Annotated in this window: 23 protein-coding genes and 1 riboswitch; of the genes, 6 read left to right on the top strand and 17 right to left on the bottom strand. The window is 53.3% G+C overall.

Features of this window, described 5'->3' with window-relative positions:
• Window positions 1-335: 335 nt before the first annotated feature.
• Window positions 336-1,280: a tRNA (adenosine(37)-N6)-dimethylallyltransferase MiaA gene (miaA, locus tag E6072_RS03450; RefSeq protein ID WP_316693742.1), complete on the bottom strand. Its 945-nt coding sequence runs from the start codon at window positions 1,278-1,280 to the stop codon at window positions 336-338.
• 8 nt (window positions 1,281-1,288) lie between these two features.
• Window positions 1,289-2,803, bottom strand: coding sequence for a tRNA (N6-isopentenyl adenosine(37)-C2)-methylthiotransferase MiaB (miaB, locus tag E6072_RS03455; RefSeq protein WP_307738220.1), 1,515 nt, complete (start codon window positions 2,801-2,803; stop codon window positions 1,289-1,291).
• Between the two features lie 269 nt (window positions 2,804-3,072).
• Here miaB and E6072_RS03460 point away from each other — a divergent pair, with 269 nt between their 5' ends.
• The gene (locus E6072_RS03460; RefSeq protein WP_316693746.1) at window positions 3,073-4,104 is read left to right on the top strand and encodes a peptidoglycan bridge formation glycyltransferase FemA/FemB family protein; all 1,032 of its coding nucleotides are present in this window, start codon (window positions 3,073-3,075) and stop codon (window positions 4,102-4,104) included.
• 57 nt (window positions 4,105-4,161) lie between these two features.
• A complete protein-coding gene (locus E6072_RS03465; protein ID WP_316693748.1) occupies window positions 4,162-5,490 on the top strand; it encodes a DUF1015 family protein in 1,329 nt (442 codons plus the stop codon).
• A 100-nt stretch (window positions 5,491-5,590) separates the two neighbouring features.
• On the opposite strand, the gene uppS is transcribed toward E6072_RS03465, so the two are convergent.
• Entirely contained in the window at window positions 5,591-6,322 is a 732-nt protein-coding gene (gene uppS, locus E6072_RS03470; protein WP_399335205.1) for a polyprenyl diphosphate synthase, read from the bottom strand.
• 58 nt (window positions 6,323-6,380) lie between these two features.
• Window positions 6,381-7,112 carry a DNA repair protein RecO gene (gene recO, locus E6072_RS03475; RefSeq protein WP_316693753.1) on the bottom strand — a complete coding sequence of 244 codons (732 nt, stop codon included), beginning with the start codon at window positions 7,110-7,112 and terminating at the stop codon, window positions 6,381-6,383.
• A 234-nt stretch (window positions 7,113-7,346) separates the two neighbouring features.
• Between recO and E6072_RS03480 the strand changes: the two genes are divergently transcribed.
• The 3 genes from E6072_RS03480 (at window position 7,347) to E6072_RS03490 (ending at window position 9,582) form a co-directional block, all read left to right on the top strand.
• Window positions 7,347-8,621: a DUF4143 domain-containing protein gene (locus E6072_RS03480; protein WP_316693755.1), complete on the top strand. Its 1,275-nt coding sequence runs from the start codon at window positions 7,347-7,349 to the stop codon at window positions 8,619-8,621.
• Window positions 8,622-8,902: 281 nt separating this feature from the next.
• Window positions 8,903-9,238, top strand: a complete 336-nt coding sequence (locus E6072_RS03485) for a nucleotidyltransferase domain-containing protein (protein ID WP_316693757.1) — start codon at window positions 8,903-8,905, stop codon at window positions 9,236-9,238.
• The gene (locus E6072_RS03490; protein ID WP_316693759.1) at window positions 9,235-9,582 is read left to right on the top strand and encodes a HepT-like ribonuclease domain-containing protein; all 348 of its coding nucleotides are present in this window, start codon (window positions 9,235-9,237) and stop codon (window positions 9,580-9,582) included. Before E6072_RS03485 ends, E6072_RS03490 begins: the two co-directional genes overlap by 4 nt.
• A 160-nt stretch (window positions 9,583-9,742) precedes the next feature.
• Here the strand turns inward: E6072_RS03490 and leuA are convergent, their stop codons facing one another.
• The 13 genes from leuA to ribD form a co-directional block, all read right to left on the bottom strand.
• Window positions 9,743-11,494, bottom strand: a complete 1,752-nt coding sequence (gene leuA / locus E6072_RS03495) for a 2-isopropylmalate synthase (RefSeq protein WP_316693761.1) — start codon at window positions 11,492-11,494, stop codon at window positions 9,743-9,745.
• A 131-nt stretch (window positions 11,495-11,625) separates the two neighbouring features.
• Window positions 11,626-12,684, bottom strand: a complete 1,059-nt coding sequence (locus E6072_RS03500; RefSeq protein WP_316693763.1) for a LacI family DNA-binding transcriptional regulator — start codon at window positions 12,682-12,684, stop codon at window positions 11,626-11,628.
• A gap of 169 nt (window positions 12,685-12,853) precedes the next feature.
• Complete coding sequence (era, locus tag E6072_RS03505) at window positions 12,854-13,915, bottom strand: GTPase Era (RefSeq protein WP_316693765.1); 1,062 nt, start codon at window positions 13,913-13,915, stop codon at window positions 12,854-12,856.
• Complete coding sequence (locus E6072_RS03510) at window positions 13,912-15,207, bottom strand: hemolysin family protein (RefSeq protein ID WP_316693768.1); 1,296 nt, start codon at window positions 15,205-15,207, stop codon at window positions 13,912-13,914. Before E6072_RS03510 ends, era begins: the two co-directional genes overlap by 4 nt.
• Window positions 15,208-15,209: 2 nt before the next feature.
• Window positions 15,210-15,665: an rRNA maturation RNase YbeY gene (ybeY, locus tag E6072_RS03515; protein ID WP_316693770.1), complete on the bottom strand. Its 456-nt coding sequence runs from the start codon at window positions 15,663-15,665 to the stop codon at window positions 15,210-15,212.
• Window positions 15,662-16,621: a PhoH family protein gene (locus E6072_RS03520; protein ID WP_316693772.1), complete on the bottom strand. Its 960-nt coding sequence runs from the start codon at window positions 16,619-16,621 to the stop codon at window positions 15,662-15,664. Before E6072_RS03520 ends, ybeY begins: the two co-directional genes overlap by 4 nt.
• Before the next feature lies 1 nt (window position 16,622).
• Entirely contained in the window at window positions 16,623-17,405 is a 783-nt protein-coding gene (locus E6072_RS03525; RefSeq protein ID WP_316693774.1) for a 16S rRNA (uracil(1498)-N(3))-methyltransferase, read from the bottom strand.
• Entirely contained in the window at window positions 17,405-18,511 is a 1,107-nt protein-coding gene (gene dnaJ / locus E6072_RS03530) for a molecular chaperone DnaJ (RefSeq protein ID WP_316693776.1), read from the bottom strand. The genes E6072_RS03525 and dnaJ overlap by 1 nt, the downstream gene beginning before the upstream one ends.
• A 24-nt stretch (window positions 18,512-18,535) precedes the next feature.
• Window positions 18,536-19,561: a heat-inducible transcriptional repressor HrcA gene (gene hrcA / locus E6072_RS03535; RefSeq protein WP_316693778.1), complete on the bottom strand. Its 1,026-nt coding sequence runs from the start codon at window positions 19,559-19,561 to the stop codon at window positions 18,536-18,538.
• Window positions 19,562-19,710: 149 nt separating this feature from the next.
• On the bottom strand, window positions 19,711-20,184 hold the full coding sequence (gene ribH / locus E6072_RS03540) for a 6,7-dimethyl-8-ribityllumazine synthase (RefSeq protein ID WP_316693780.1): 474 nt from the start codon (window positions 20,182-20,184) through the stop codon (window positions 19,711-19,713).
• A gap of 44 nt (window positions 20,185-20,228) precedes the next feature.
• A complete protein-coding gene (gene ribA, locus E6072_RS03545; protein ID WP_316693781.1) occupies window positions 20,229-21,473 on the bottom strand; it encodes a GTP cyclohydrolase II in 1,245 nt (414 codons plus the stop codon).
• On the bottom strand, window positions 21,473-22,066 hold the full coding sequence (locus E6072_RS03550) for a riboflavin synthase (protein WP_072509946.1): 594 nt from the start codon (window positions 22,064-22,066) through the stop codon (window positions 21,473-21,475). Before E6072_RS03550 ends, ribA begins: the two co-directional genes overlap by 1 nt.
• Entirely contained in the window at window positions 22,051-23,115 is a 1,065-nt protein-coding gene (gene ribD / locus E6072_RS03555; protein WP_316693783.1) for a bifunctional diaminohydroxyphosphoribosylaminopyrimidine deaminase/5-amino-6-(5-phosphoribosylamino)uracil reductase RibD, read from the bottom strand. The genes E6072_RS03550 and ribD overlap by 16 nt, the downstream gene beginning before the upstream one ends.
• Window positions 23,116-23,188: 73 nt before the next feature.
• A riboswitch (FMN riboswitch) is annotated at window positions 23,189-23,310 on the bottom strand.
• Window positions 23,311-23,404: 94 nt separating this feature from the next.
• Between ribD and E6072_RS03560 the strand changes: the two genes are divergently transcribed.
• Window positions 23,405-24,208, top strand: a complete 804-nt coding sequence (locus tag E6072_RS03560) for a hypothetical protein (RefSeq protein ID WP_316693785.1) — start codon at window positions 23,405-23,407, stop codon at window positions 24,206-24,208.
• The last annotated feature ends 9 nt before the right edge of the window (window positions 24,209-24,217 follow it).

The following is a 24,217-nucleotide window of genomic DNA, read 5'->3' on the forward strand; positions in this document are numbered from 1 at the left end:
CCGAATTCTTATGCCCACCGCACCCACTCGGATAAAACCTCGCCCCCACGTGAGACACACCGTTCCACCGCCACAAGACAAGCAATACAACTGATGTACTGCGACTTCCTGAAACGGTTTCAAGGAGCGCGGAAAAGTTTTTATCCGAGCAGGCTAGACACGCTTACCATCACATTTTTAGCTTTCGGATACCCGGTTATAAATCAGAATTATTTTTCGTGCTTTATGTCCAAAATTTGTATTTGCCACAGGCAAATACGGATTTTGGGCAGGAGGAAAAAAGTTTTCCGCGCTCTTACCTGCATTAACCTAGTCAAACCGGAATTCTAGGAAGTTTATTGCTCTTCATTGATTCCGAGTAAGGTTAGGGCTTGTTCGACGTTGGCGGCGGTGCCGGCTTCGCCGTCTAACCAATGGATTCTGGGGTCTTTGCGGAACCATTTACGCTGTTTGCGTGCTAATTGCCGAGTTTGCAGCGCTATTTGTTCCGCTGCCTCTTCACGAGTGATTTTTCCGGCTAGCAAATCCATAACCGCCTGGTAGCCGGTGGCCCGGCAGGCGGTAGGAGTGTCCGCCAAACCTAGTTTTTGCAATTCCTCAACTTCCGCGATAAATCCTTGTGCCAGCATTTGGGTGGTGCGTTGGGCTATACGCTCATCAAGCACGGGAAGCGACCAGGCGATTCCCAATTGCAAAGCAGGCTGGAAGTATTCGCGCCGCGGCATAGTGGCTGAAAACTTCCTGCCGGTTAACTCATAGACTTCCAGGGCGCGAATGACCCGGCGTTCATTAGCCGGCACGATTCTGGCTGCGGACTGCGGATCAACTTCGGCGAGGCGTTGATGCATTTTCTCTATCCCCAGCTGCGCCGCCTGTGCTTCTAACTGAGCTCTAATAGCGTTATCGGTTCCAGGAAACTCAATTTTGTCAAGGACGGCGCGCACATATAGTCCGCTCCCCCCTACCAGTATCGGCAGCGCTTTGCGAGCGCGAATCTGCTCAATAATTTGGCGACAACTGCGCTGATAGTCAGCTACTGACGCCTTCTCGTCTAGCTCTAAAACATCTAACAGGTGATGCGGGATTCCTCTGCGCTCATCTACCGGAATCTTCGCGGTTCCGATATCCATACCGCGATATAGCTGGAAAGCATCAGCCGAAATAATCTCGCAAGTGATTCCTCGCTCGCCCAACACCGCAGCTAATTGCAGGGAAAAACCAGATTTACCGCTGGCAGTTAGCCCGACTACCGCTAGGAGTGGAAGCTTGGAGGAATCCATTAGGCTACCTATCCGCGAGGACGAATGGCGGGAAGCCCCAGAGAAACCTGCTGGGAGTATTCTTCCTGTTTACTCTGACGCGCCTGCCAAGCATCCCCGGCTCGGGTAGGGCGCACCGAGAATAATCCTCCCTCCAAGGCGGAATCTGCGAGTAAGTTATGGGGAGCGCCATGGGTGACAGTGGCCGTAACCATATCTCCCGGTCGCGGCATTTCCTGTCCGGCAGGTAATGCTACGTGGACTAGGCGTCCATCTCGGGCGCGACCAGATACCCGGTGAGTTTCTTGATCTTTTCGCCCCTCGCCCTCGGAAACTAAAACCTCTACTTGCCTGCCCACAAGTTTCTGGTTTTCTTCCAAACAAATCTGGTCTTGCAGTGCAATCAACCGGTTGTAGCGTTCCAGTTTCACCTGGTGAGGTACTTGATCTTCCCGGTCAGCCGCCGGAGTGCCGGGACGCGGCGAATACAGGAAGGTAAAGGCAGAGGCAAAACGAGCCTGCGCTACTACCTCTAGAGTCTGCTGGAAATCTTCCTCGGTTTCTCCGGGGAAGCCTACGATAATATCGGTGGAAATCGCGGCCTCGGGCATAGCCTCCCGAACTTTATCCAGTATCCCCAGGAAACGTTTTTGCCGGTAGGAGCGGCGCATCGCGCGTAAAATAGTATCAGAGCCCGATTGGAGTGGCATATGCAAGGTGGGCATCACGTTTTCAGTTTCCGCCATTGCCCAAATCACGTCATCACTAAAAGCCGCTGGATGAGGGGAAGTGAAACGTACCCGCTCTAAATCCTCGATATTTCCACAGGCCCGCAGCAGCTTGGCGAACGCTCCGCGATCTCCAAATCCCGCGCCATAAGAATTGACGTTCTGCCCGAGCAGAGTCACTTCAATCGCGCCTTGAGAAACCACGGCTTCTACTTCTGCGAGCACCTCCCCAGGGCGGCGATCGCGTTCCCGTCCCCGCAAGGAGGGCACAATACAAAACGTACAGGTGTTATTACAGCCGACCGCGATTGACACCCAAGCGGAATAGGAGGATTCTCGCCTGGTGGGCAAAGTGGACGGGAAAACTTGCAGGGACTCTGCAATTTCTACTTCAGCGCGGTGATTGTGCCGTGCCCGCCGGAGTAACGCGGGGAGCACATCTATATTGTGGGTGCCGAATACCGCGTCCACATAGGGGGCTTTTTCAATGATTTTTTCGCGCATCTGCTGCGCTAAGCAACCTCCCACTGCGATTTGCATTCCGGGGCGTTCCCGCTTCACGCTGGCCAGTTGCCCGAGGTTCCCAAAGAGGCGGTTAGCTGCAGCTTCGCGTACCGAACAGGTGTTGATTACTACCACATCAGCGCCGCCGTCCCCGGCATTAGTGGCGCGCGCGGCTGCTTGCGGCACCAGTTCTACCGGTATCAAGCCGTCAGCTTCTAGCAGCCCCGCCATCCGTTCGGAGTCATGCTCATTCATCTGGCAGCCAAGAGTTCGCACATGATAGGTGCGAGGCATTTTATCGTTGCTTGTCATCGCGCCTAAGTCTAATAGGCGAGCTGCCAGTGAGGAAAACGACTGTGACCGAGCGCTCTTTGGCAGCTTTTCGTACCCCCTACCCTCCGAGAAAAGTTGCGCTTAGCGGTTACCTTCCGCCCACTGATTTACCAAGGACACGATTTCTTGGTCGAGTCCAAAATCGCTGATTAATGGCATTAACACTGTGCTAAGGCAGTGAAGTATTCTAAATTAGGACTTCATTTCGGAAAATATGTGGTTATCTCGAAAAAACGAGGAGCGCTACCGTGCCTATTTTAGATATATCGGATAGCGAAGCGGTGGCTCGCTATGAAGAATTCGTTGCTACCAGTCCGTACGGTCACGTTATGCAATCGGTTAACTGGGCAAAAGTAAAAAATAACTGGGACAGTGACTACGTTTATCTGCGGGACGATGCGGGAAGTATTACCGCCGCCCTGTCAATACTGTCTGTCAAGAATGATGGATCCCACGCTTTTATGTATGCCCCGCGCGGCCCGGTCTGCGATTTTAAAAATATCGACACTGTGAAAGCACTGGTTAAAGAAGCTTCCCCGGTGGTGGAAAAACGTAACGGATTTGTTTTGAGGATGGATCCCGAGTTCGCCTATGACGAGGAAGTATTGGAAAGCTATCGCAATGCCGGCATAACTAATCTGGCGATCACCACTCGGGGAGCTGATGAACACAGCTTCTCCAATCCTCGGATGCATATGATTGCGGACATTTCTATGGGAACCCATGATGATTTTCTGAAGACCGTAAAATCAAAAAATAAAGGTAAGATCAAGGTTCCTTATAAACATGGCCTGGAAACTTTGCGTTTTCATCGTGGTGATCCCGGGTTTGAGCAAGCACTCGATAAATTTTATGAACTAACCAAAATCATGGCGAAGCGCCAGGGAATCACCTATCGCCCTAAAGATTATTTTGTGCGCCTATTTAATGCCTTCCCCCCCCCAGCCGTAACTCTCTATGAAACTCGTACCGCCGAGCAGGAGGTACTTTCTTGCGCCATCGTTTTGGGCTTCAACCGGAAATGTTTTTATATTTATGCTGCTAGTTCCAATGAAAAACGAAATCTGCGTCCTAACTATCAAATGAATAATGAAGCAATTAAGGACGCTATCGAACAGGGATATACCCAATACGATATGGGAGGAATTTACGAGGTAGATAACTCGGGGGGACTCTATAGCTTCAAAAAAGCCTTCTGTGGCGAGAGCGGCCTCTTGGAAATGATTGGACAGTTCGACTGGGTTTATAACCCTGAGGTCTACAGCGAGTTCAGCAAATAGCTGGAGGACGCCCCCCTATTTTCCCATAGGCACAAGCAATAGTAAGACCTCCCTGGGATGCTGTCAGCTAAGAAGATCCTCACCCCAATAGGTGATACCCAATTAGGAAAGCCAGATGAAGCCGATAAGCTGAAGACAAAGGAGATTACCCCTAAGGAGATTTTGATGCCGAAGTTGCGTCCTTTCCGTGCGCTGCGTCCCACTAGCGAGGCTGCCCCGCAGGTAGTGGCACTGCCCTATGACGTTATGAACCGTGAGGAAGCTAGCGCGCAGGGCAAAGACCCGAACTCTTATCTGCATATCACGCGCGCGGAAATTGATTTGCCCCTCAGCGTGGATCAACACGCTGACCAGGTGCATGAGCAGGCAGCCGCTAATCTGACAGATTTTATTGACCGGGGCGTGCTGGTACGCGAAGACCGCCCTTGCCTGTATCTTTACCGGGAAACTTGGCGAGGAAGAGCCCAGGTAGGAATCGTAGGGTGTGCCCAGGTTGGCGATTATCAAGACGGCACTATTAAGCGGCACGAGAAAACTTTAGCGATTAAGGAAGCCGACCGGATTAAACATTTTGACCGGGTGAATGCCCATACTGAACCGGTATTTCTCACCTATCGCGCCCGTGAAGAAATAGACGCCCTCACCGCGCGGGTAACTCAAGACCAGCCGCTGCTCAAAGGAGAAACTTTGGAGGGCACTGTCCATGAGCTTTGGCCGCTCTCGCCGGAAGACACTTCTTTAGCTAGCGGCATCTTTGAATCATTGGACTACTTTTATATTGCCGATGGCCATCACCGCTCAGCTTCCGCGGCCAAAGTAGGGCTTTCTCGCCCCCAACGCGCAGATGCCCCCTGGAATGAATTCCTCGCGGTCGCGGTTCCTGACCACGACCTGCGGTGTCTGCCCTATAACCGGCTAGTGCTTGATTGGGGCGACACCTCCCCCGACCAGTTCTTGAAAGACATATCGCAGGTAGCAACGCTAAGTGAACTAGGCGAGTTTGCTGCCCCGGAAAATTCTGGTGCTTTCAGTATGTATCTAGGCGGCAAATGGTATGCCTGCCGCTTCCGTCCCCAGGTTCTAGCAGGTAAAGAGCTACCTGATTCTTTAGATGTGTCTTTACTGCAAGAAACAGTGCTCTCGCCCCTGCTGGGAATTACCAATCCGCGCACCAGTGAACGTATCGAGTTCGTAGGCGGGATTCGCGGGGACAGCGAACTTAAAGCAGCGGTAGATAAGGGCGCTGCCTGCGCGTTCTACATGTATCCTACCCAGATTGACCAAGTAATGGAGGTGGCTGACGCGGGGCAAATCATGCCCCCTAAATCCACTTGGTTTGAACCGAAACTGGGCAGCGGTCTGTTTGCCCATCCCCTCTGGGATTAGGCGGCGGGCTGCATTTTCTACTTTTTCAGACCCGAACTGCGAACCAGTTTAGGCTTTACCGGGGTTTAACGCCCTTGTTATTACGAGGACGCAGGCAAACTTAAGCCGAGCAAGGTTGGTCTTTCGCGCCCCCAAAACGCCGATTTCGCCCTCCAAATGCGGCTAGTTCCCGCCAGAGTTGTTCGCGTTTAAACTCTGGCCACATCTCGGGAACGAAACTAAGCTCCGCATAGGCGCATTGCCACAGTAAAAAGTTAGATAGGCGTTGTTCCCCGGAGGTGCGAATCAGCAAATCCACATCCGGCATGCCCCCCAGATACATTTCCCGCGCCAAGGTGTCCTCGCGGATATGATTGTCACTGATTTCCCCGGACGCCACCCGCCGGGCAACCGCGCGAACCGCATCAACCAGTTCCGCGCGCCCTCCATAGTTAATACACATATTGAACACCATGCCGGTGTTATTTTGGGTCAGTTCGGCGGCAGCTTCTAGCTCCTTGATAACCGATTTCCATAGCCGACCGCGCCGCCCCGACCAAACTATGCGCACGTTCCAGTCGTTCAGTTCACGGGAACGGCGGCGAATCACGTCCCGCGAATACCCCATCAGGAAACGAACTTCCGCCGGGGAACGTTTCCAGTTTTCGGTAGAAAAAGCATAGACACTCAGCATTTTTACCCCGGCCTCTACTGCCCCGGCCAGGGTGTCCATGAGAGACAATTCCCCGGCCTCGTGCCCTGCCGTACGCGGCAATCCCTGCTGGTTAGCCCAGCGGCCGTTACCGTCCATGATTAGCGCCACGTGGGAGGGAACTGACGATAACGGCGGCATTGACGACCCTTGCCCGGGGGGAACGGTGGCTACGAAGTCTTTATCGCTCATGTTCTTATTATGCCTTGCGTGCCATCACGAACAAGGATTTTAGCTTTCGCTCTAACACCCATTCGGTATAGGCAGTGACCACTTCTTCTGCGATTCCCTGGGTTAGCGGATCCGCCTGGTAGACCTGTGGCCACTGTCCCGCCAACAGCGCGGCGAGTAGGTCGGTTACTGGCTTAGAAATGCGGATACCTCCGCTTAACTGACAGTTTTCGCAAACTACCCCACCGGCAGGTGCGGAAAATACTTTAAAGGGGCCCGAAGTACCGCAGAGGGCGCACTGGTCTAAAGCCGGCGCCCATCCGGCAATGGTTAGGGTACGCAATAGGTAGGAGGATAGCACCACACCCGGGCGGTGCGCCCGATTTGCTAAAGCGGGTATTGCGCCAGCGAGCAGATGATATTGGCTGCGCGAAGCCTCGCCCTCGGAAAGCTTCTCGGCAGTTTCTAACATTACCTGCCCCGAGAGGTATCGTTCATAGTCGCAAGCAATTCTCGGAGCATTGAGACTGAGCGAAGTGGCCTGAGTAACCGTGTCCAAATTACGGCCGGCGTGTAGCTGCAGTTTTACCCGGTTGAAGGGGCTCAGGCGAGCCCCAAATTTTGAGGAGGTGCGGCGCAGTCCTTTAGCTACCGCCCGCACCTGCCCATGCTCGAGGGTGAGCAGGGTCAAGATCATGTCTGCTTCCCCTAGCTTGGTGGTTCTCAGGACAATCGCCTGGTCGATATAGGTTCGCAGCACCCGCTCATTATCTCACATCTAGTTGCTAGGTCAGTGTTGAGGCTATAAACTCCACATTTCATGGGACGCTGGTGGGCAACTACTAGCACCTTCTGTCAAGAATGGATATCACCAGCCCCATAAAACCTGCAAAACGATTGCTAGAACCCCTGCAAAACGATTGCTAGACTTCATGTAAAACGATTGCTAGACTTCATGTAAAATGACTTTTAGCATCTATTAAGCGAGGTAACTATGCTTCCAGGTTCTTCCGGAAATTACTTGAGGCGTTACGTAGACAACGAGCTTGATGCGCTGCTTCCAGAGCTACATGGAATCGCGCTTGCCGGCCCTAAAGGCGTAGGGAAAACCGTCACCGCTTCACGTAGAGCAGAGCGCGTCCTCGAATTGGATTCTCCGGATGTACGCAATCTCGTCGCCTCGCAACTGCGAACAGTGCTTACCTCCCACAAAACTGTGTTGCTTGACGAATGGCAAAACTATCCTCCGGTTTGGGATGGCGCCCGCCGGCTTATCGATGAAAAAACCGCTACCCGCTTTCTTTTTACCGGCAGCGCTACCCCGATTGAAAATGTGGACACCCATTCTGGCGCCGGGAGAATTATCTCGCTGCGGATGCGTCCTCTAGCATTATCGGAGCGCCCCGGCACTACCCCAACGATTTTTATCCGCGATATTTTTTCTTCGAAACCCTTTTCAACTCCGATATCGGGGGAAAGTAATTTTTCTTATTCCGATTACGCCGGAGCCATCTGTTCCACGGGCTTCCCCCAGATTGAAACTCTTTCTCCCCGGGCGCGCAGGGCGGCAGTTGCGGGCTACATTTCGAGGATCGTTGACCGAGATTTCCCCGAGCAGGGACTTAACTTGCGTAGACCCGCAGCACTACGCGCATGGCTGCATGCCTATTCTGCTGCCACCGCCACCACCGCTTCATACACCAAGATATTGAAGGCGGCGTTACCGACAGAGGGCGACTTACCTTCAAAATCTGCTACCAGCGGGTATCGAAATCTCTTGGAAAAACTCTGGATTTTAGACCCGCTTCCTGCTTGGTCTCCCACTTATACTTCCTTCGCGAGATTATCTAAAGCTGCTAAACATCACCTGGCAGATCCGGGGTTGGCCGCTTATCTAATGGGGGTCAGTGAAGATGTTTTGACCAGCGGAGCCGAAGGAACCCTAGAAACTTATGGACAACTATTTGAATCACTGATGCTACTCACCTTGCGGGGAGCTGCTCAAGAATGCGAATCTCAGGTTTTTCACTTCCGCACTCCTTCGGGAGAACGTGAAGTTGATGCGATTATCGAGCGCTATGACGGGAAAGCTATTGCATTCGAGGCGAAGTCCTCGGCAATCATAGATGCAGAGGACGTCCGCCACCTCAACTGGCTAGAAACCCGCCTCGGAAATCGGCTACTGGATAAAATCCTCGTATATACCGGTCCTTACGCCTACCGCCGCAAAGACGGGGTGGCAGTGATTCCCCTGGCGCTCCTAGGCTAATGCAGCTCCCAGAGTGCTAGCGCACATATTGCAGACGCTCTAGCGCACTTTTTACAGACGTTCTGACGCAAGTTTTGCAAAGTATTTACCGCTCTCCTACAGCCTCTTGCCAATCCCTTCCCAGGTGAAATACTCTTCTAGCTCGACCATTTCGGGCTCTCGCAGCACCTTTTCGACTCGAAACGAAGGAAGTAAATCTGCGGCTAGTTATCGCCCCCTTCCACCTCGAAAAAATAGCTACTAGCAGTGAAACTATGATTATCAACTGATAGCATGATTTTGTGTTCGTTGATACCGCAGGTACTTTAACTCCGGAAACAGTGCAGTTGCGTGCCCTATTAGCTGCAAATACCAACGAGTTTCGGTCTTTACTGGAAAAATACGGAGCCTCTAATCCGCTGCTTTTTGGCTCGGTAGCCCGTGGCGATGCCAATGCTAAAAGCGACATCGACATCTTGGTCGAGATGAGCCCCGAGGACGGAAACCTGTTGATGCGGGCGAGCGGGCTATTGGAGGAAACCCGGGAGCTTTTTGGGAAAAATATAGATATTTTCCCTGTTCAACTACTGAAATCAGAGGTTAACCAGCAAGCACTCAATGAGGCAGTACCACTATGATTCGAGATGACAAATCACGCTGCCAAGACATTTTGCGAGCCATTAACAAATGTGAATACTACCTGAAACAACTAACCCCTGATAGTTCTGCCGAGTTTACTGAGATGGTGGAGGATGCCATAGAACGGAACCTACAAATAATAGGGGAAGCCACCAGCCGTTTGTCTTGTAAGGTCACCGACTCGAATCCAGAGATTCCCTGGGCGCAAATCCGGGGGTTTCGTAATATTCTCGTTCACGAATACTTCGGAGTTGACATCCAGATAATCAGGGACGTAGTTGAAAACCACCTGCCGGTTTTAAAGAGCGCTTTAGGGGATTACCTTAAACGCAGACAACTTTAGAAACAATTGGTTTTATATGAAATCCGCCCACGCAAGGACGGGGTGGCGGTGATTCCTTTGGCGTTCCTAGATTAATGCAGCTCCCAGGGTGCTAGCGCACTGTTTGCAGACACCCTAGCGCACTATTTGCAGATGTTCTAACGCAGGTTTTGCAGACGCCCTAGCGTTCCGCGCGGTTGAGGGCGCTAATAACTGCCTTATAGGTAGCGCGAGTAATCGAAGGATCGATACCTACTCCCCACAGCACCTGACCGGCAATCTCGGCCTCCACATAGGCCGCTGCCCGCGAACTCTCGCCGGTTTCCATGGCGTGCTCAGCATAGTCCAGCACCTTGATATCCATTCCCAGCCCTTGGAAAGCAGTGATAAACGCTTCGATAGGACCCGGCGCCACCGCCTCTAAAGTGCGCAAGGTACCGTTATCGCTAACCTGCGCCCGTAAAGATACTTCCCCGGTTTCATGGTTGGTGTCGGCGAGAGAATCCCGCAGCTTAAAGCGCCCCCAAGGCGCAAGGTTATGCTCTTCGCCGGGCAGATATTCGTCAGCAAAAATTTTCCACAAATGCTGTGAATCGACCTCTCCTCCAAACTTTTCCGTATAGTCCTGGACATGGCGATAGAACTCTACCTGCAGGCGGCGCGGCAAATCCAAAGAGTAGTCACGTTTCATCAGGAACGCGATACCGCCCTTACCCGACTGGGAGTTCACCCGCACCACAGCCTGGTAGTCGCGTCCTACATCACCGGGATCAATCGGCAGGTAAGGCACTGTCCAGATCACCTGGTTCTGGTCACCACCGGCTGCCGCAACTTCCCGGGCACGCTTATCAAAGCCCTTCTTAATGGCATCCTGGTGAGAGCCAGAGAAGGAAGTGTAAACCAGATCGCCAGTATAGGGTTGGCGGGGATTAGTTTCCATCCGGGTGCAATACTCTACGGTTTCACGTACTCGGTCTAGGTTGGACAAATCCAGCATGGGGTCGATTCCTTGGGAATAAAGATTCATTGCCAAAGTAATCAAATCTACGTTGCCAGTACGTTCCCCCTGACCCAACAGGCAGCCTTCTACCCGGTCAGCACCGGCTTTCATTGATAGTTCTGCCGCAGCAATCCCCGTCCCCCGGTCATTATGGTTATGTACCGACAAACAGACGTGTTCGCGGCGGCTCAGGTTCCGGCTCATCCATTCGATTTGATCCGCATAGGAGTCCGGGGTGTAACGCTCCACAGTTGCCGGGAGATTCAAAATAATTTCGCGATCCTCATCAGGCTGCCAAATATCCATGACCGCTTCACAGATTTCCAGGGCAAACTCAGCTTCGGTATCCACAAAAATTTCTGGAGAATATTGCAGCCCGAAAACCGTGGAATCATCTAGCTGCTTTTCAGCTTGCGCGATTACCTCGCGCACCCCGCTTACTGCCAGTTCCACGGTAGCGGCTTTATCGTTATGGAATACTACTTCCCGAAAAGTTGGTGAGGTGGCGTTATAGATATGCACATTGGCGCGCGGCACTCCCACTAGGGATTCTACGGTGCGTCCGATTAGATCTTCACGCGCCTGAGTAAGTACCGAAACACACACGTCCTCGGGGATAGCGTCCTCTTCCACCAGCGAGCGCACAAAATCAAAATCTATCTGTGAGGCCGCCGGAAACCCAATCTCGATTTCCTTCACGCCTATCTGCACCAACAGATCAAACATTTTCCGTTTCCGCAGCGGATCCATGGGGTCAATCAAAGCCTGATTACCATCCCGCAAATCTGTAGAAAGCCAGCGGGGAGCCTGGGTAACATTTCTATCTGGCCAGGTACGATCCGGCAGTTTCAGAGAAGTATCCCAAAAATGAGCATACTTTTGAAACGGCATTCCAGAAGGTTGCTGACGAGGCGCTTTACCAGTAGTTTGCATTCTAAGATTTCTTTCTGCTTTTTAAGTGGCTGGCCGAAGACACCAAAGAATCCCGCGACGAGCCTCGACCAGTTTTACTGGACTTCGTCGCGGCAGCCTAGCAGCAGAATAACCATGCGCACGGGTCTACTTTAAACTGTTTTTCCGCTTTCTGGTAACCACCGGCCCGCATATTGAGCAGACAACTGCGGACCTTGGGTGGATTCCCGAGGAATAAATGCAGCTTCACCTGCCACTAAACGATCCCCAGCTTTCGGCAAATAGGAGGCACCGAAAATCTGTTTCATCAGTACCGTTACCCCCAGGTTGGCGAGTTTATCGACCGGTTGATCAATTACGGTGATCGCCGGAGACATTACTGAAAACCAGGGAATATCATCGATTGCTGCTAATCCCAGGTCGCTACCTAGCTGCATCCCCATACTTTTTGCGATCATCAATACCCCCAGGGCGATCTGGTTGGAGGCACAGATAATGATGTCGGGACGGTACAGTGCCAATAGAGCCCGGGCGGCACTAGCCGCGGAGACTGCCTCGTGGTGACAATATTCCACTTCTAGCTCTCCAAAACCACAGTTAGCTAAGGCTTCCTGGAGTTTTTCAGTGCGTCTTTGCTCCGATAAAGAAAACTCGGGGCCTGCCAGATAAGCGGGATGACGATACCCAGCAGCGCGTAGATGCTCTCCCAGGTCTTGCATTGCTCGGGCAGAATCAATCACCACCGAGGGGATCTTGGATCCCGGAGCTTCCCGGTCTAGAGCCACCATTGCCATTGACTCGGGAGGATCTGGATGTTTCCATCCGGGCGCTACCCGGGAGGGCGGTACCACTAGCAACCCATCTACCCCTTGTTTTGCCAGTGCTCGAATCCCTCTTTCGTAGCTTTGCCCATCCTCATGCGCATTAGATAGTACGAGGGAAGCTTCATGGGAATGAACCGCCCGCTCCACACAATGCGCCAGCATCGCATAGAACGGGTTCATCACGTCTCCTAGCACTAACCCGATAGCTCCCGTACGCCCCGTGCGCATAGCCGCTGCTAACCGGTCTTTTTGATACCCCAGTTCTTCGGCGGCTACCAATACTTTCTGCCTGGTATCGGCAGCTAGATGAGTATTCCCATTCAGGGCACGCGAAACGGTAGCAATCGAGACTCCCGCCGCCTTGGCCACATCCCTAATGGTTGCCACTACTAAACGCCTCCTCGCGCCACAACTTAATGTTAACGATCCTAGCAGGAAAACCCCGACATAGGGAAACGTTTACAATAATCCTTTTGCCCGCTACGAACGAAGCATAGATAGCTACCGGCTGCCTAATAAAGCGACCTCAAAGCGCCCATCTCAAGGAGGTAGAGAGTTAGAATCCTAGACGCCCTAACATTTTAGTGTCCGACTGCCAATTCTTTGCCACCCGTACATGCAGGTGAAGCTGCACTGGACGCCCCAATAGTTTTTGAATCTGTCGTTTGGATTTTATCCGCACTCGGCGAATATGGCTGCCACCTTTACCGATCAAAATTCCTTTTTGGGAATCGCGTTCCACGAACACGTTTACATGCAGATCTAACGGTTTAGTTTCCTGCTGAGGGGACGTGGCCTCACCTTGAGCCCCTGTATCGGCAAGAGAGTGGGCATCGCCTGAAGCAACATCGTCTTCTGTGCCTTTGGCATTATCTTTATCTTTTTCCGAGGCGCGGTGCGTACCGTAGCCTAGGCTCGGCCCACTATCTTCCCCCTGGTAGAGAATCTCTTCTACCTGCACCGCAATCGAATGCGGAAGCTCTTCGCGTACCCCTTCTAGCGCTGCCTCGCGCACAAATTCCGCAATCAGTTTTTCTACTGACTCATCACTGACCTGGTCGCGCGGATATAGAGGTGGAGAAGGTGGCAGGTATTTCGCGATCTGATCCGCCAGTACCGACACTTCGCCCTCTACCGCACTGACGGGGACAATCTCTTTCCAATCTCCCAGTTCGCCCGCAGCTACCAGTGCTGATACCATCCGCTCGTTCGAAACCAGATCAGCTTTGGTAACCGCCAATATAACCGGAATATTGAGTTCTTTAAGTTCGGCAGCAATATAGCGATCACCCGGGCCAATCTTTTGATCCGCGGGCACGCAAAAAACCACTGCATCCACGTCTACCAGCGCTTCGCGCACCATATCGTTTAGGCGTTTACCCAGCAGCGTGCGAGGGCGGTGCAGACCGGGAGTATCGACCAACACGATCTGATAATCCTCCCCCTGGACTACTCCGCGTACGTTATGTCGGGTAGTTTCCGGACGCGAAGAAGTGATTGCTACTTTCTGTCCTACCAGCGCATTCGTTAGGGTAGATTTGCCAACATTAGGACGACCCACGATGGAAACAAATCCTGCGCGATGCTCGCTAAGGGATTTTTTGTCTTGCTCACTCATTCTTCGTCCGTTTCTGTGTCTAGACGTTTTATCAATAGAGTATCCATTTGCCGGCGTCGGCCAGCAACTTCTTTCACCGTAATCTCCAGTCCCTTAGTCTGGGCATGTGATCCCAGCAGGGGCACTTTTCCTAAAGCCTTGGCTAGTAACCCACCAGCAGTATCCACTTCGTCATCAGTTATTTCCAGACCTACTAGTTCAGCGAGGTCATCTAAACCTAAACGGGCAGGCACCAACCAGGTAGTGGCGCTTAGTTGCTCTGGTTCTTGCTCGGCGCGGTCATGTTCATCAGTTACCTCTCCGACCAGCTCTTCTAAAATATCTTCAATGGTCACGAGGCCAACGGTGCCTCCCCATTCGTCCACCACTACCGCGATATGGGGAGCGTCAGCTTGCATCTGACGCATTAAGTCGTCGGCGAGCATTACTTCGGGGACAAAGAAGGCTTCGCGCATCATTTCAGGAACCGGGTGATCCATTAGTTCGGGGCGAGAAAAACAGCGCGAAATCAGATCTTTCAAATAGAGAATGCCCCGCACATCATCAGCATCTTCACCGAGCACCGGGATCCGCGAAAAACCAGATTGAATGAAAACTTCGAAAGCTTCTCTGGCTACGGTAGTGGTTTCTACCGCCACCATATCGGTACGCGGAACGATAATTTCCCGAACCAAAGTAGTCCCCAGTTCCAAGGCAGAACGCACGATTTGGCGATCTTCATCCTCGAAAGCTAGATTCTCTTCCTGCCCCATTTCATCGACCATTTCCCGGAAATCTTCCGCGATTTCGGCACGGGAAGCGGCCTCATCTGCCGGAGTGAGGGGCGCAATTTTTTGCACAATCCATTCTACCGGACGAGAAATAACCGATATTTTTAGCCCGAAACCCACCATTTTGCTCAGCCACAAAGCGGTAGCTTCGGGGCGATAATACCCCACGCGCATACCTACAAAAGTGGCAAAGATCAGCAGCAGAGCCCCCAATACCAGTAGCGACACTAGAAGCGCTACCCACCAAGTCAGGCCAAACCCTACCATAGCCAAAGTCATACAGGTGGCCGCTAATACCTGCGCAAATAGACGCCAAGACTGGCAGATAGCCACGGTATGAGCTCTATCTTCCAATAGCGACCTCACTAGCCGAGCGCGGCGGCGCCCTGCCTCAACCAGGTCTTGAGCACGGGCATGAGATAGCGTTTGGAAGGCCCCCAGAGCCGCTGCCCAAGCGGCATCTACCCCCACTAATACAATCGCTAAGGCGAGGAGTCCTCCCGCAGGTATCTGGGAGATCAACTTCAGCTCCGCTCCGCTAAGAAAGTCAACAAGAGTTTGCGTTGCAAAGCAAACATTTCTTTTTCTTCATCCTTTTCGGCGTGGTCATACCCTAAAAGATGCAAGATGCCGTGCACTGTAAGCAGTAACATTTCTTCGGTGGAAGAGTGCCCAGCCTTAGCTGCCTGTGTCTTTGCAACCTGGGGACAAATCACAATATCCCCTAAGATACCTGCCTCGGTGGGAGAATCCGCGCTTCCTGGGCGCAGTTCGTCCATCGGAAAACTCATTACATCGGTCGGGCCTGCTAGGTCCAACCAACGCTCATGCAGGGCAGCAATCGCATCCGGTTCCACGAAAATCAGCGACGTTTCAGCCGCTGGAGACACATGCATTGCCTCCAGCACATAGGCGGCAAGCTCTTGGAATTCTTCCCCGTCGATTTGGTATTCAGTTTCGTTTAATACTTCTACGCTCACCGGTATTTCTCCCCCTCATCTAAAATGTTCGCATGTCGTTCATAGGCATCAATGATCAGCCCCACCAGCTTATCGCGTACCACGTCCTCACTGGTCAAATAGCAAAACTCGATATCTTTAACTCCGGTGAGGACATTGCGAGCATCTTTAAGTCCCGAAAGCTTTCCCCGGGGCAGGTCAATTTGGGTAATATCGCCGGTCACTACCATAGTTGATCCCTCTCCCAGCCGGGTGAGGAACATTTTCATCTGTTGGGTAGTGGTGTTTTGGGCTTCATCCAGCACTATGAACGCATGAGAAATCGTGCGCCCGCGCATATAGGCAAGTGGAGCAACTTCGATCGTTCCCGATTCTAGCAGCTGGGCAAGTTCTGCTGGTTCCAGCATTTCCCGCAAGGCATCATAAAGAGGACGCAGATAGGGATCGATCTTTTCGGTGAGCGTACCGGGCAAAAAACCGAGCGATTCACCTGCCTCTACCGCGGGACGGGTCAAAACTATCCGGGACACCGCCCCGGATTCTAAAGCTTCCACCGCTTTTGCCATCGCCAGATAGGTTTTTCCGGTCCCGGCTGGCCCTACTCCAAAGACGATCCGATTATTGCTGATCGCTTCAATATAACTTTGTTGACCGGGAGTTTTTGCCCTAACCTGCCGGCGTTTAGTACGTAATACCGGCAAGGTTTCTTGGGATGACATGAGGGTTAATGCCTGCTGGACTGCCGCGGCAGATAAGGGATTACCGTGACGGGCAGCTGCAATCAACTCGCCTAGCAGATCGGCACCCATCCGCGCCTCGCCCGGGTTTCCTTGAAAAGTTACGATATTGCCGCGCGAATTAATCCGCACCCCCGGCAGGTTATCTTGCATTGCCCGCAGTACCTGGTCTCCCGGGCCAAACACCAGCACCGGATCCAAGTCTTCGGGCATTACCACCTGGGTTAGCTCATCGGTCATCTCAGAGTGCTTCCTTCCGTCCCCACAAGCCGCTACAAAGTCCTAACGCCGCCAAGGCAGCCGGCCCGGCACTAGAGGAGCGTAAAACGGTAGGTCCCAGCCGAGCAGTAATCGCGCCAGCCGCACAAAACTTAGCAGTTTCCTCCGGACTCACCCCGCCCTCCGGGCCGACTATCAGGTGTATCATTTTAGCCTCGCTTACCTGCTCCCAGGCTTCGACAAGAGGCAGGGGGGAATCCGGATCCAGCAGCACAAACTTTTCTTCGCGACTTCCGGCAGCAATTATTTCTTGCAGCCTCCGCGAATCAGCTAAGGGATCTAGCAGAGGCCAGTTGGCACGGCGGGACTGTTTTGCTGCCGCTTGCAGTAGCGACTCCCACTTCTTGGCTCCCCGCTGCACTTTGGATCCCTTCCACTGCACAATAGAGCGCCCTGCCGCCCAGGGGCGCACTCGGCTAACCCCTAACTCGACTGCCGACTCTACCGCCTGTTCATCACGCCCTCCCTTTGAAAGCGCTTGAATCAGCCCAAACTGCGTTTGGGGTAAAGATAGGTGCATTACCTGAAGTACTTCAAACTCTAAAAAGTTTTTATCGGTTGCCACTATCTGGCAGCGCAGGCGCAACCCTTTACCGTCAACTAGGTCTAGGGGGTCACCTATTCCAAGACGCAGGGAACCGCTTGCGTGGGCCGCTTCTGCCCCTTTGAGGGATCCGCGTTCCCCTTCCTGCAGGTTAGAAAGCGGTGGGCAGGATTCTTCACCTAAAAATACCGGAAGAAACATTAGTGACCTGCAAATCGTTCCCGCAGGCGAGAGAACACTCCACTATCCGCTAGCGGTTCTGGTTCTACCCGATCTTCTTGTCTCAGCTGCGCCAATTGCGAGATTAGCTCCCGCTGAGCAGTATCTAAGTTAGTGGGCACCTGAACCATAATATTTACAATCAGGTCACCGCGTCCTTCTCGCTGTAAACGTCCTACCCCCAAGCCGGCAAGGCGAATCTGTTGGCCAGGCTGGGTGCCAGGTGCAATAGTAATCTCTTGAGTCCCATCAAAAGTTTCCAAATCAACTTTGGTTCCCAAAATAGCGGCCGTCATCGGCACCCGCAATGTGGTCTCCAGATTATCCCCGTGGCGGGAAAACACCCGATGGGCACTAACTTTGATCTCTAAATACAAATCCCCGCTGGGGCCGCCTCCCGGCCCTACTGCGCCTTTACCACGCAGCTGCACTTTATGCCCGGTTTGCACCCCGGGAGGAATCTCTACCTGCAAAGTGGAAGTGGTACGTACTCGTCCTTCGCCGGAACACTCGGGGCAGGGATCGGGAATAGTGGTACCGTGGCCGGCACAGGCGCTACAGGGAACCGTGGATTGCATTTGTCCCAAGAAGGTGCGGGTAGAGCGGGTGACCGAGCCGCGACCATTACAAACCTGACAGGTACGCGGGGAAGTTCCCGGGGCACAACAGCTTCCCTCACAGGTAGGACACGTTACTGCAGTCCGCACCTGTACTTGCTTCTTTACCCCAAATACCGCTTCCTCTAAAGCGATTTCCAGGCGCTGACGCAGATCCTCACCTCTTCGCCCTCTCGGAGTCGGGCCACCGCCCGTGTCTCCTCCGAAAAAGCTCTCAAAAATATCGGAGAACATGGAAAAGTCGCCCATACCTGAGCTGGAAAAACCGGACTCACCGCCCATATCGTAGCGACGCCGTTTTTCCGGATCAGACAGGACTTCGTGCGCCATCGAGACCTCTTTGAAAGCCTCTTCTGACTGTGGTCCGGCTACGTCCGGATGTAATTTGCGGGCTTTACGGCGGTACGCACGTCTAATCTCCGCCGCCGTAGCGTCCCGGGAAACCCCTAGAATCTCATAGTAATCAGCCAAGGATCCTTTTTCCTCTTTCCTATTCTACCTGGTCATCATCCGCGATAAATACCGCGAAACCGCACGAACAATACTCATTGCGCGCGGATAGTCCATTCTTTGCGGGCCCACTATTCCGACATGGGCGACCCCGCTTTCTTTATCCCCGTAAGCCCCGGCCACAATGGAAGTTTCCGACAGGGAATGCTCTCCTGATTCTGAGCCAATCGTGACCGTAACTGGCGAATCTTGTTGATCAATCTCTGAAAACAGCCGCAACAAGGTTACTTGCTCTTCCAGGGCATCTAAAATGGAGCCGATTGAGCTAGAAAACTCGGGGCTAGAACGCACCAAATTTCCCGCCCCTACCATCACGATCCTCTCGGTACGTTCCCCGGTAAGTGCCTCGCGAATAATCGGCAATACCTGAGAGATCACCTCCAGGTGTTCCGGGGCGGCTCCTGCCATTAATACTGGCTCCACCTGGGATATTTGCGATGCTTCCATTCCCTCTAAGGTGGAGTTTAGTAGCAATGCCAAAGAGTGGGCGCTCGCAGAGTCAATCTCATAACGAGTCTCGATACTAGCCTGCTGCACCCGAGCACTATTGGTAATGACGATTACTAACAGTTTGAACTCTGCAACTGGGATTAGCTCGATATGACGCAGGCCGCTGCGCTCGAAATGCGGGTACTGCACCACCGCTAATTGCCGGGTCAACTGGGCTAAAACCCGAACGGTACGGGCTACTACTTCATCAAAATCAGCGGCTCCTAAAACGAAAGTCTCAATCGCGCGCCGCTGAGCACTGGTAATCGGGCTGAGCTCTGATATCCGGTCTACGAAGGCGCGATAGCCCTTTTCGGTGGGTACTCGTCCAGCAGAGGTATGGGGCTGATAAAGATAGCCTTTCTCTTCCAGCACCGACATATCATTGCGAACCGTAGCCGGGGATACCCGCAAATCATGCCGATCTACCAACGCCTTAGAGCCTACGGGTTCGCCGGTTTCCACATAATCGGTGACGATAGCTCGCAACACGTCGTCCCGCCGGATACTTGCCTGGCTCATATCTCCTCACTGTCCTTAGTAACGGTAGCGCTCAATCTCAGCAAAACTTTTGTCAGCACTCGACCCCCTCGACTGCTAACTCTACCTTGATTGACCGCTACTTATTAACCTCGAACCTGTGATTCGCGCAAAGCTAAAGACAAAGCAGATTACTTGTCAGCCTGCGTCAAAACTTGCACCATGGCTAACGCTGCCTGTACGGCCTCGTATCCTTTATCTTCGCTAGAGGATTCCAACCCGGCTCGATCCATGGCTTGCGCTTCGTTATCACAGGTCAACAAGCCAAAACCTAGGGGAATCCGGGATTCAACCGACACTTTGGTAAGACCATAGGTCGCGGCATCGCAAACATAGTCAAAATGGGGAGTGCCCCCGCGAATCACTACTCCCAGACAAACCAGGGCATCCGCTTTCCCACTTTCAGCATAGGCTTTAGCCGCTAAGGGAAGCTCAAATGATCCCGGAACCCGCACTACTTCGAATTCCGCCTTCGCGTCCTGACAGGCGCGTTTAGCCCCTGCTACCAGCCCCTCCATGACCTGCTCATGCCATTGAGTAGCGATAATCACCACTTTCTTGCCTGCTCCGGCAATATGTAAGTCGGGAACTCCCGCTCCAGCCATTTTTCCTCCTCAGTACCAGTCGATTATTCCATAGGGCGTCGCGGCTATTTCTTAGCCACGAAACTGTCGAGATTGTGGAAGGTGTGTCCCAGCCGCTGTTTGGTACGTAAATACTCAATATTGTGGGGATCGATCCCGACTTCTAACGGTACGGTTTCCTCCACTTCAATCCCATCTTGACTAAGCAGCGCCTTTTGCGGATTGTTTGTCAACAAACGGATCTTAAGCAGCTGCAGATCCCGCAAGATAGCGGCCGCTGCCCCATATTCACGCAGGTCAACTGGCCATCCTAAATCAAGATTAGCCTGAGCGGTGTCCCGTCCTTGATCCTGCAGAGCATAGGCTTTAATTTTTTCGCTCAGCCCAATCCCGCGTCCTTCTTGACCGCGCAGATAAACAATCGCGCCGCCCTCATCCGCCACCTGTCTCATCGCTTGCTGTAGCTGCGGCCCGCAATCGCAGCGCAGCGAGCCGAAAGCTTCCCCGGTCAGACATTCGGAATGAATCCGCACCAACGCGGTCGACTCTGCAGTCTTTTCGGAGATCAGAGCCATATGTACTGTCCCCAATTCGGAATCCTGATAAGCACGCACCGTAAAATCCCCAAATTGTGTGGGAAGTTTGGCGCTGGCGATCTCGGTAACTCGGGTGATCTTAGCTGGCTCTACTGATGTCTTTCCCTGGGATAAAAATTCTTTCAGCTCAGCAACCGTGATTAGTTCCAAGTCGAATTTTTCCGCAATCGCCGGGCAGTCGCGGTAGCGAACCATCGAACCATCATCGTGCACCATTTCCCCGATAGCGGCTACCGGCATCAGCTCTGCCAGTTCCATTAAATCAACTGCCGCCTCGGTGTGTCCTGCCCGGGTAAAAACCCCGCCACTGCGCGCCCTAAGCGGCAAAATATGTCCCGGACGTACCAAATCCTCACTGCTGGCCTGAGGGTTAGCTAAAGCCCGCAAAGTGGTACGGCGATCCGCAGCTGAAATCCCGGTGGTAACTCCCCTGGCGGCATCACAAGAAACGGTGTAACAGGTGCGCAGCTGATCCTGATTAGCTGGCCATTGAATCGGCAATCCCAGCAAATCCGCACGTTCCGCCGGCATGGGGGCGCAAATATAACCGGAGGTATAACGCACCATCCACCCCATCCACTCGGGGGTAACTTCTTGAGCACTGACAATCGCGTCTACTTCATTTTCCCGGTCTTTAGAATCCGCTACCAGGACGGGTTTTCCTGCCCGTAGCGCCGCGCTGACCCGCGCGAATAACTTGGCCAAGTCACTCATTAGTTTTTACTCCCCTCAAGTAGACGTTCCACATATTTCGCTATCTGGTCAGTCTCCAAATTGACTAAAGATCCGACTGAAAGCGTTCCTAAAGTAGTGTTATCTCGGGTGACGGGGATGATTGCAACCCGGAAATAGTCCTCACCCACCGCGGTTACGGTTAGAGATACCCCGTCGATCGCAATCGAGCCTTTCCGGGCAATCTGGGGCATTAATGAGGGCGGAGCCGAAATCTGTAGCTCCCGCCAACGCTCCCCTTCCTCTAGGGAAGTTACCGTGCCGGTGCCGTCAATATGCCCGGCAACCAGGTGTCCCCCTAAGCGATCCGTAGGCAGGAGGGCGCGCTCCAGGTTAACCCCCTCGCCAACCTGCTTTTGCCCCAAAGTGGTAAGCCTGACGGTTTCCGGCATGGCGTAAGCATAGAAAGTATCGCCTTCTACCCGGGTTACGGTCAGGCAAATCCCGGAGGTAGCCACCGATTCTCCGGGGGACAGCTCGGAGGCGAAAGTGCAAGAAATCCCAATTTCGAGGTCTGCTTCTCGCTTATTTAACGAGCTAATTGTCCCGACCTCTGCGATTAGTCCGGTAAACATGCTGTCCCTTCCTTTTCTAACGCCAAGAAAACATCTCCGCCTAACTCTTTGACCTGTTGTAAATGGAAATCCAGGGAACTTGTCAAAGCGGTAATCCCCAAGTCGCCTATTCCTTTGTGCCCCGCGCCCAACAGGCGAGACGCTTGGTAAATATGTAGTTCATCTACGAGATTCGCCTTCAACGCTGCGGTCACCAAGGTCGGCCCGCCCTCCAGGAGCGCGAAAATCTCTCCGCGCTGATAGCAGCTTTCTAGTACCGTCTTAAGGTCGTGGGTGCGAGCCTGTTCTGCTTTGCCCGCAAGGTAATATTCTGCGGGAAGGTTGCGCTTGCCCACCACGAGGGGGCGCGGCTGGTGCGGGAGCTCGCGTCCATCGGCTAGACGCGCCGACAGTTGCGGGTTATCAGCGAGGACGGTACCGGTACCGGCAATAATCACATCCACGCTGGAACGAATCCGGTGCGCATAGGCACGCGAGAGCCGGTTGGTAATCCATTGGCTAGATCCGTCCTTAGCGGCGCAATACCCATCCAGGGTTTGCGCCACTTTTGCGATTGTCCACGGCCGGCCGCGCCGGGTGGCCTGCACCCAGTGGGCACTAACTTTCTGCGCCTTCGCGAGGACGTTTTCCTCAATCCCCACTTCGCTAGCAGGCTGGGCATTAATCCCCTGGCTCTTTAAATATTCCCCGCCACCAGCAGCTTTCGGATTAGGGTCATCGGCTGCCCAAATAACATTTTTGATCCCCGCTTCAAGCAGGGCACGGCTACAGGGAGGAGTTTTACCGGTATGGTTGCAGGGCTCCAAGGTGACTACTGCCGTCAGGGGAGCAGATCCGGTATCCTCTTTCAAGTTGGTTAGCGCATCTACTTCGGCGTGAGCGCTTCCAGCTCCCCGGTGATACCCCATTGACAATATCCTGCCTGCAGGAGAAAGAATAGCGCAGCCCACCTGGGGATTTCCCCCGGTTCTCGGGCCTTGGAGGGCAGCTTTGCTGGCTGCCGCGAGACCGTGAGTAAGCGCAGCTTTAGAGGGCATTGAAAGCGCCAATAAAAATCCTCCTCGCCAATAGAGTGTTCCGAGGAGACGTGGGCGCGCGCAGACGCCACGCGGGCATAACTGCCCGTGCTGCCTCTCATCCGGACTATAACCGTCGGTACCGGAATTTCACCGGTTCAGCCGCCCATAGTGAGCGGGTCGCGGACTTTACCGCCGGTTCGGATTTTCACCGACCCCGGAGCACCCGTTTATTATGCCACATTTTCTCTCCATTCGCTCAGCGCGCGAGAGTACCGCGCATTTGCGATAATGGAGCTAGCCTCGAGAACAGGAGTTGTCCATGATCCCGAATTATCGTTTTGGTAGCGAAGAGTTACCGGTACAGGCCGGTCGCTACCTGCTAGTTGTTTCTCCCACCTGCCCCTATTGCCGCCGGGTCACGATTGCGCGGCGGCTGTTAGGTTTAGAGGCCGCGATCGGAGTACGCTATGCTACCGGATCAGGCCCGGATGGTTTCGAGTTTATTCGGGATGGCTATTCCTATGACCCGGTGCTGATGGTGCGTTCAGCGAGCGAGCTTTATCGGCGCCAACCCAATTTTGAACCTGATGACCCGCAAACCGTGCCGGTGATACTAGATTCCCAGCGCGATAACCAGATCGTGGCCACCGAATCCGCCGATATGCTGCTCGATTTTTGCACCGCTTGGAAACCTTTTAGTCATTTTGAAGCCCCTGACCTATATCCGGAAGCTGAGCGAGCAAAACTAGATGCCCTCGACGCTTGGCTAAATAAGCAGCTGGTTAGCCCTTCTTGGGCGGTTTCTCACGGAGAAGCTGATGACGAAAGCAGGCGGAGTTTTTCGCTGGCTTTGGAACGCCTGGAAGAAATGTTGCGGGAAAATCCCTTCCTTACTGGTGAGCAGCCCGTCGAAAGCGATATTCGCGCCTTTGTGGTTTTCCAAGTGCTTTCCGCGTCTGCTTCCGAAATCTTGCGTGATTTTGAGGCCATTAGCGAATATCTTTCTCGCTTGAGCAAATTGCCAGCTTGGGTCAGTCCCGAAGAGGCAGCGGCTTTGGATCTTAACTATTGTGGCAGTGGCAAATCTGAAGACTCTGCCGGGGCGATCGCCTGTAGCGCCTAAAGTTTCCCC

Source organism: Varibaculum cambriense, from assembly GCF_032557235.1.
GTDB lineage: Bacteria > Actinomycetota > Actinomycetes > Actinomycetales > Actinomycetaceae > Varibaculum > Varibaculum cambriense_C.

Bases quoted from the DNA above. Each gene is read 5' to 3' on its own strand.
- E6072_RS03490 (WP_316693759.1), top strand. From the start codon at position 9,235: ATGATTCGAGATGACAAATCACGCTGCCAAGACATTTTGCGAGCCATT.
- E6072_RS03480 (WP_316693755.1), top strand. From the start codon at position 7,347: ATGCTTCCAGGTTCTTCCGGAAATTACTTGAGGCGTTACGTAGACAAC.
- era (WP_316693765.1), bottom strand. From the start codon at position 13,915: ATGAGTGAGCAAGACAAAAAATCCCTTAGCGAGCATCGCGCAGGATTT.
- E6072_RS03520 (WP_316693772.1), bottom strand. From the start codon at position 16,621: ATGACCGATGAGCTAACCCAGGTGGTAATGCCCGAAGACTTGGATCCG.
- ribH (WP_316693780.1), bottom strand. From the start codon at position 20,184: ATGGCTGGAGCGGGAGTTCCCGACTTACATATTGCCGGAGCAGGCAAG.
- leuA (WP_316693761.1), bottom strand. From the start codon at position 11,494: ATGCAAACTACTGGTAAAGCGCCTCGTCAGCAACCTTCTGGAATGCCG.
- uppS (WP_399335205.1), bottom strand. From the start codon at position 6,322: ATGCCGCCGTTATCGTCAGTTCCCTCCCACGTGGCGCTAATCATGGAC.
- miaA (WP_316693742.1), bottom strand. From the start codon at position 1,280: ATGGATTCCTCCAAGCTTCCACTCCTAGCGGTAGTCGGGCTAACTGCC.
- E6072_RS03465 (WP_316693748.1), top strand. From the start codon at position 4,162: ATGCTGTCAGCTAAGAAGATCCTCACCCCAATAGGTGATACCCAATTA.
- E6072_RS03550 (WP_072509946.1), bottom strand. From the start codon at position 22,066: ATGTTTACCGGACTAATCGCAGAGGTCGGGACAATTAGCTCGTTAAAT.
- hrcA (WP_316693778.1), bottom strand. From the start codon at position 19,561: ATGAGCCAGGCAAGTATCCGGCGGGACGACGTGTTGCGAGCTATCGTC.
- miaB (WP_307738220.1), bottom strand. From the start codon at position 2,803: ATGACAAGCAACGATAAAATGCCTCGCACCTATCATGTGCGAACTCTT.
- ribA (WP_316693781.1), bottom strand. From the start codon at position 21,473: ATGAGTGACTTGGCCAAGTTATTCGCGCGGGTCAGCGCGGCGCTACGG.
- E6072_RS03525 (WP_316693774.1), bottom strand. From the start codon at position 17,405: ATGTTTCTTCCGGTATTTTTAGGTGAAGAATCCTGCCCACCGCTTTCT.
- E6072_RS03560 (WP_316693785.1), top strand. From the start codon at position 23,405: ATGATCCCGAATTATCGTTTTGGTAGCGAAGAGTTACCGGTACAGGCC.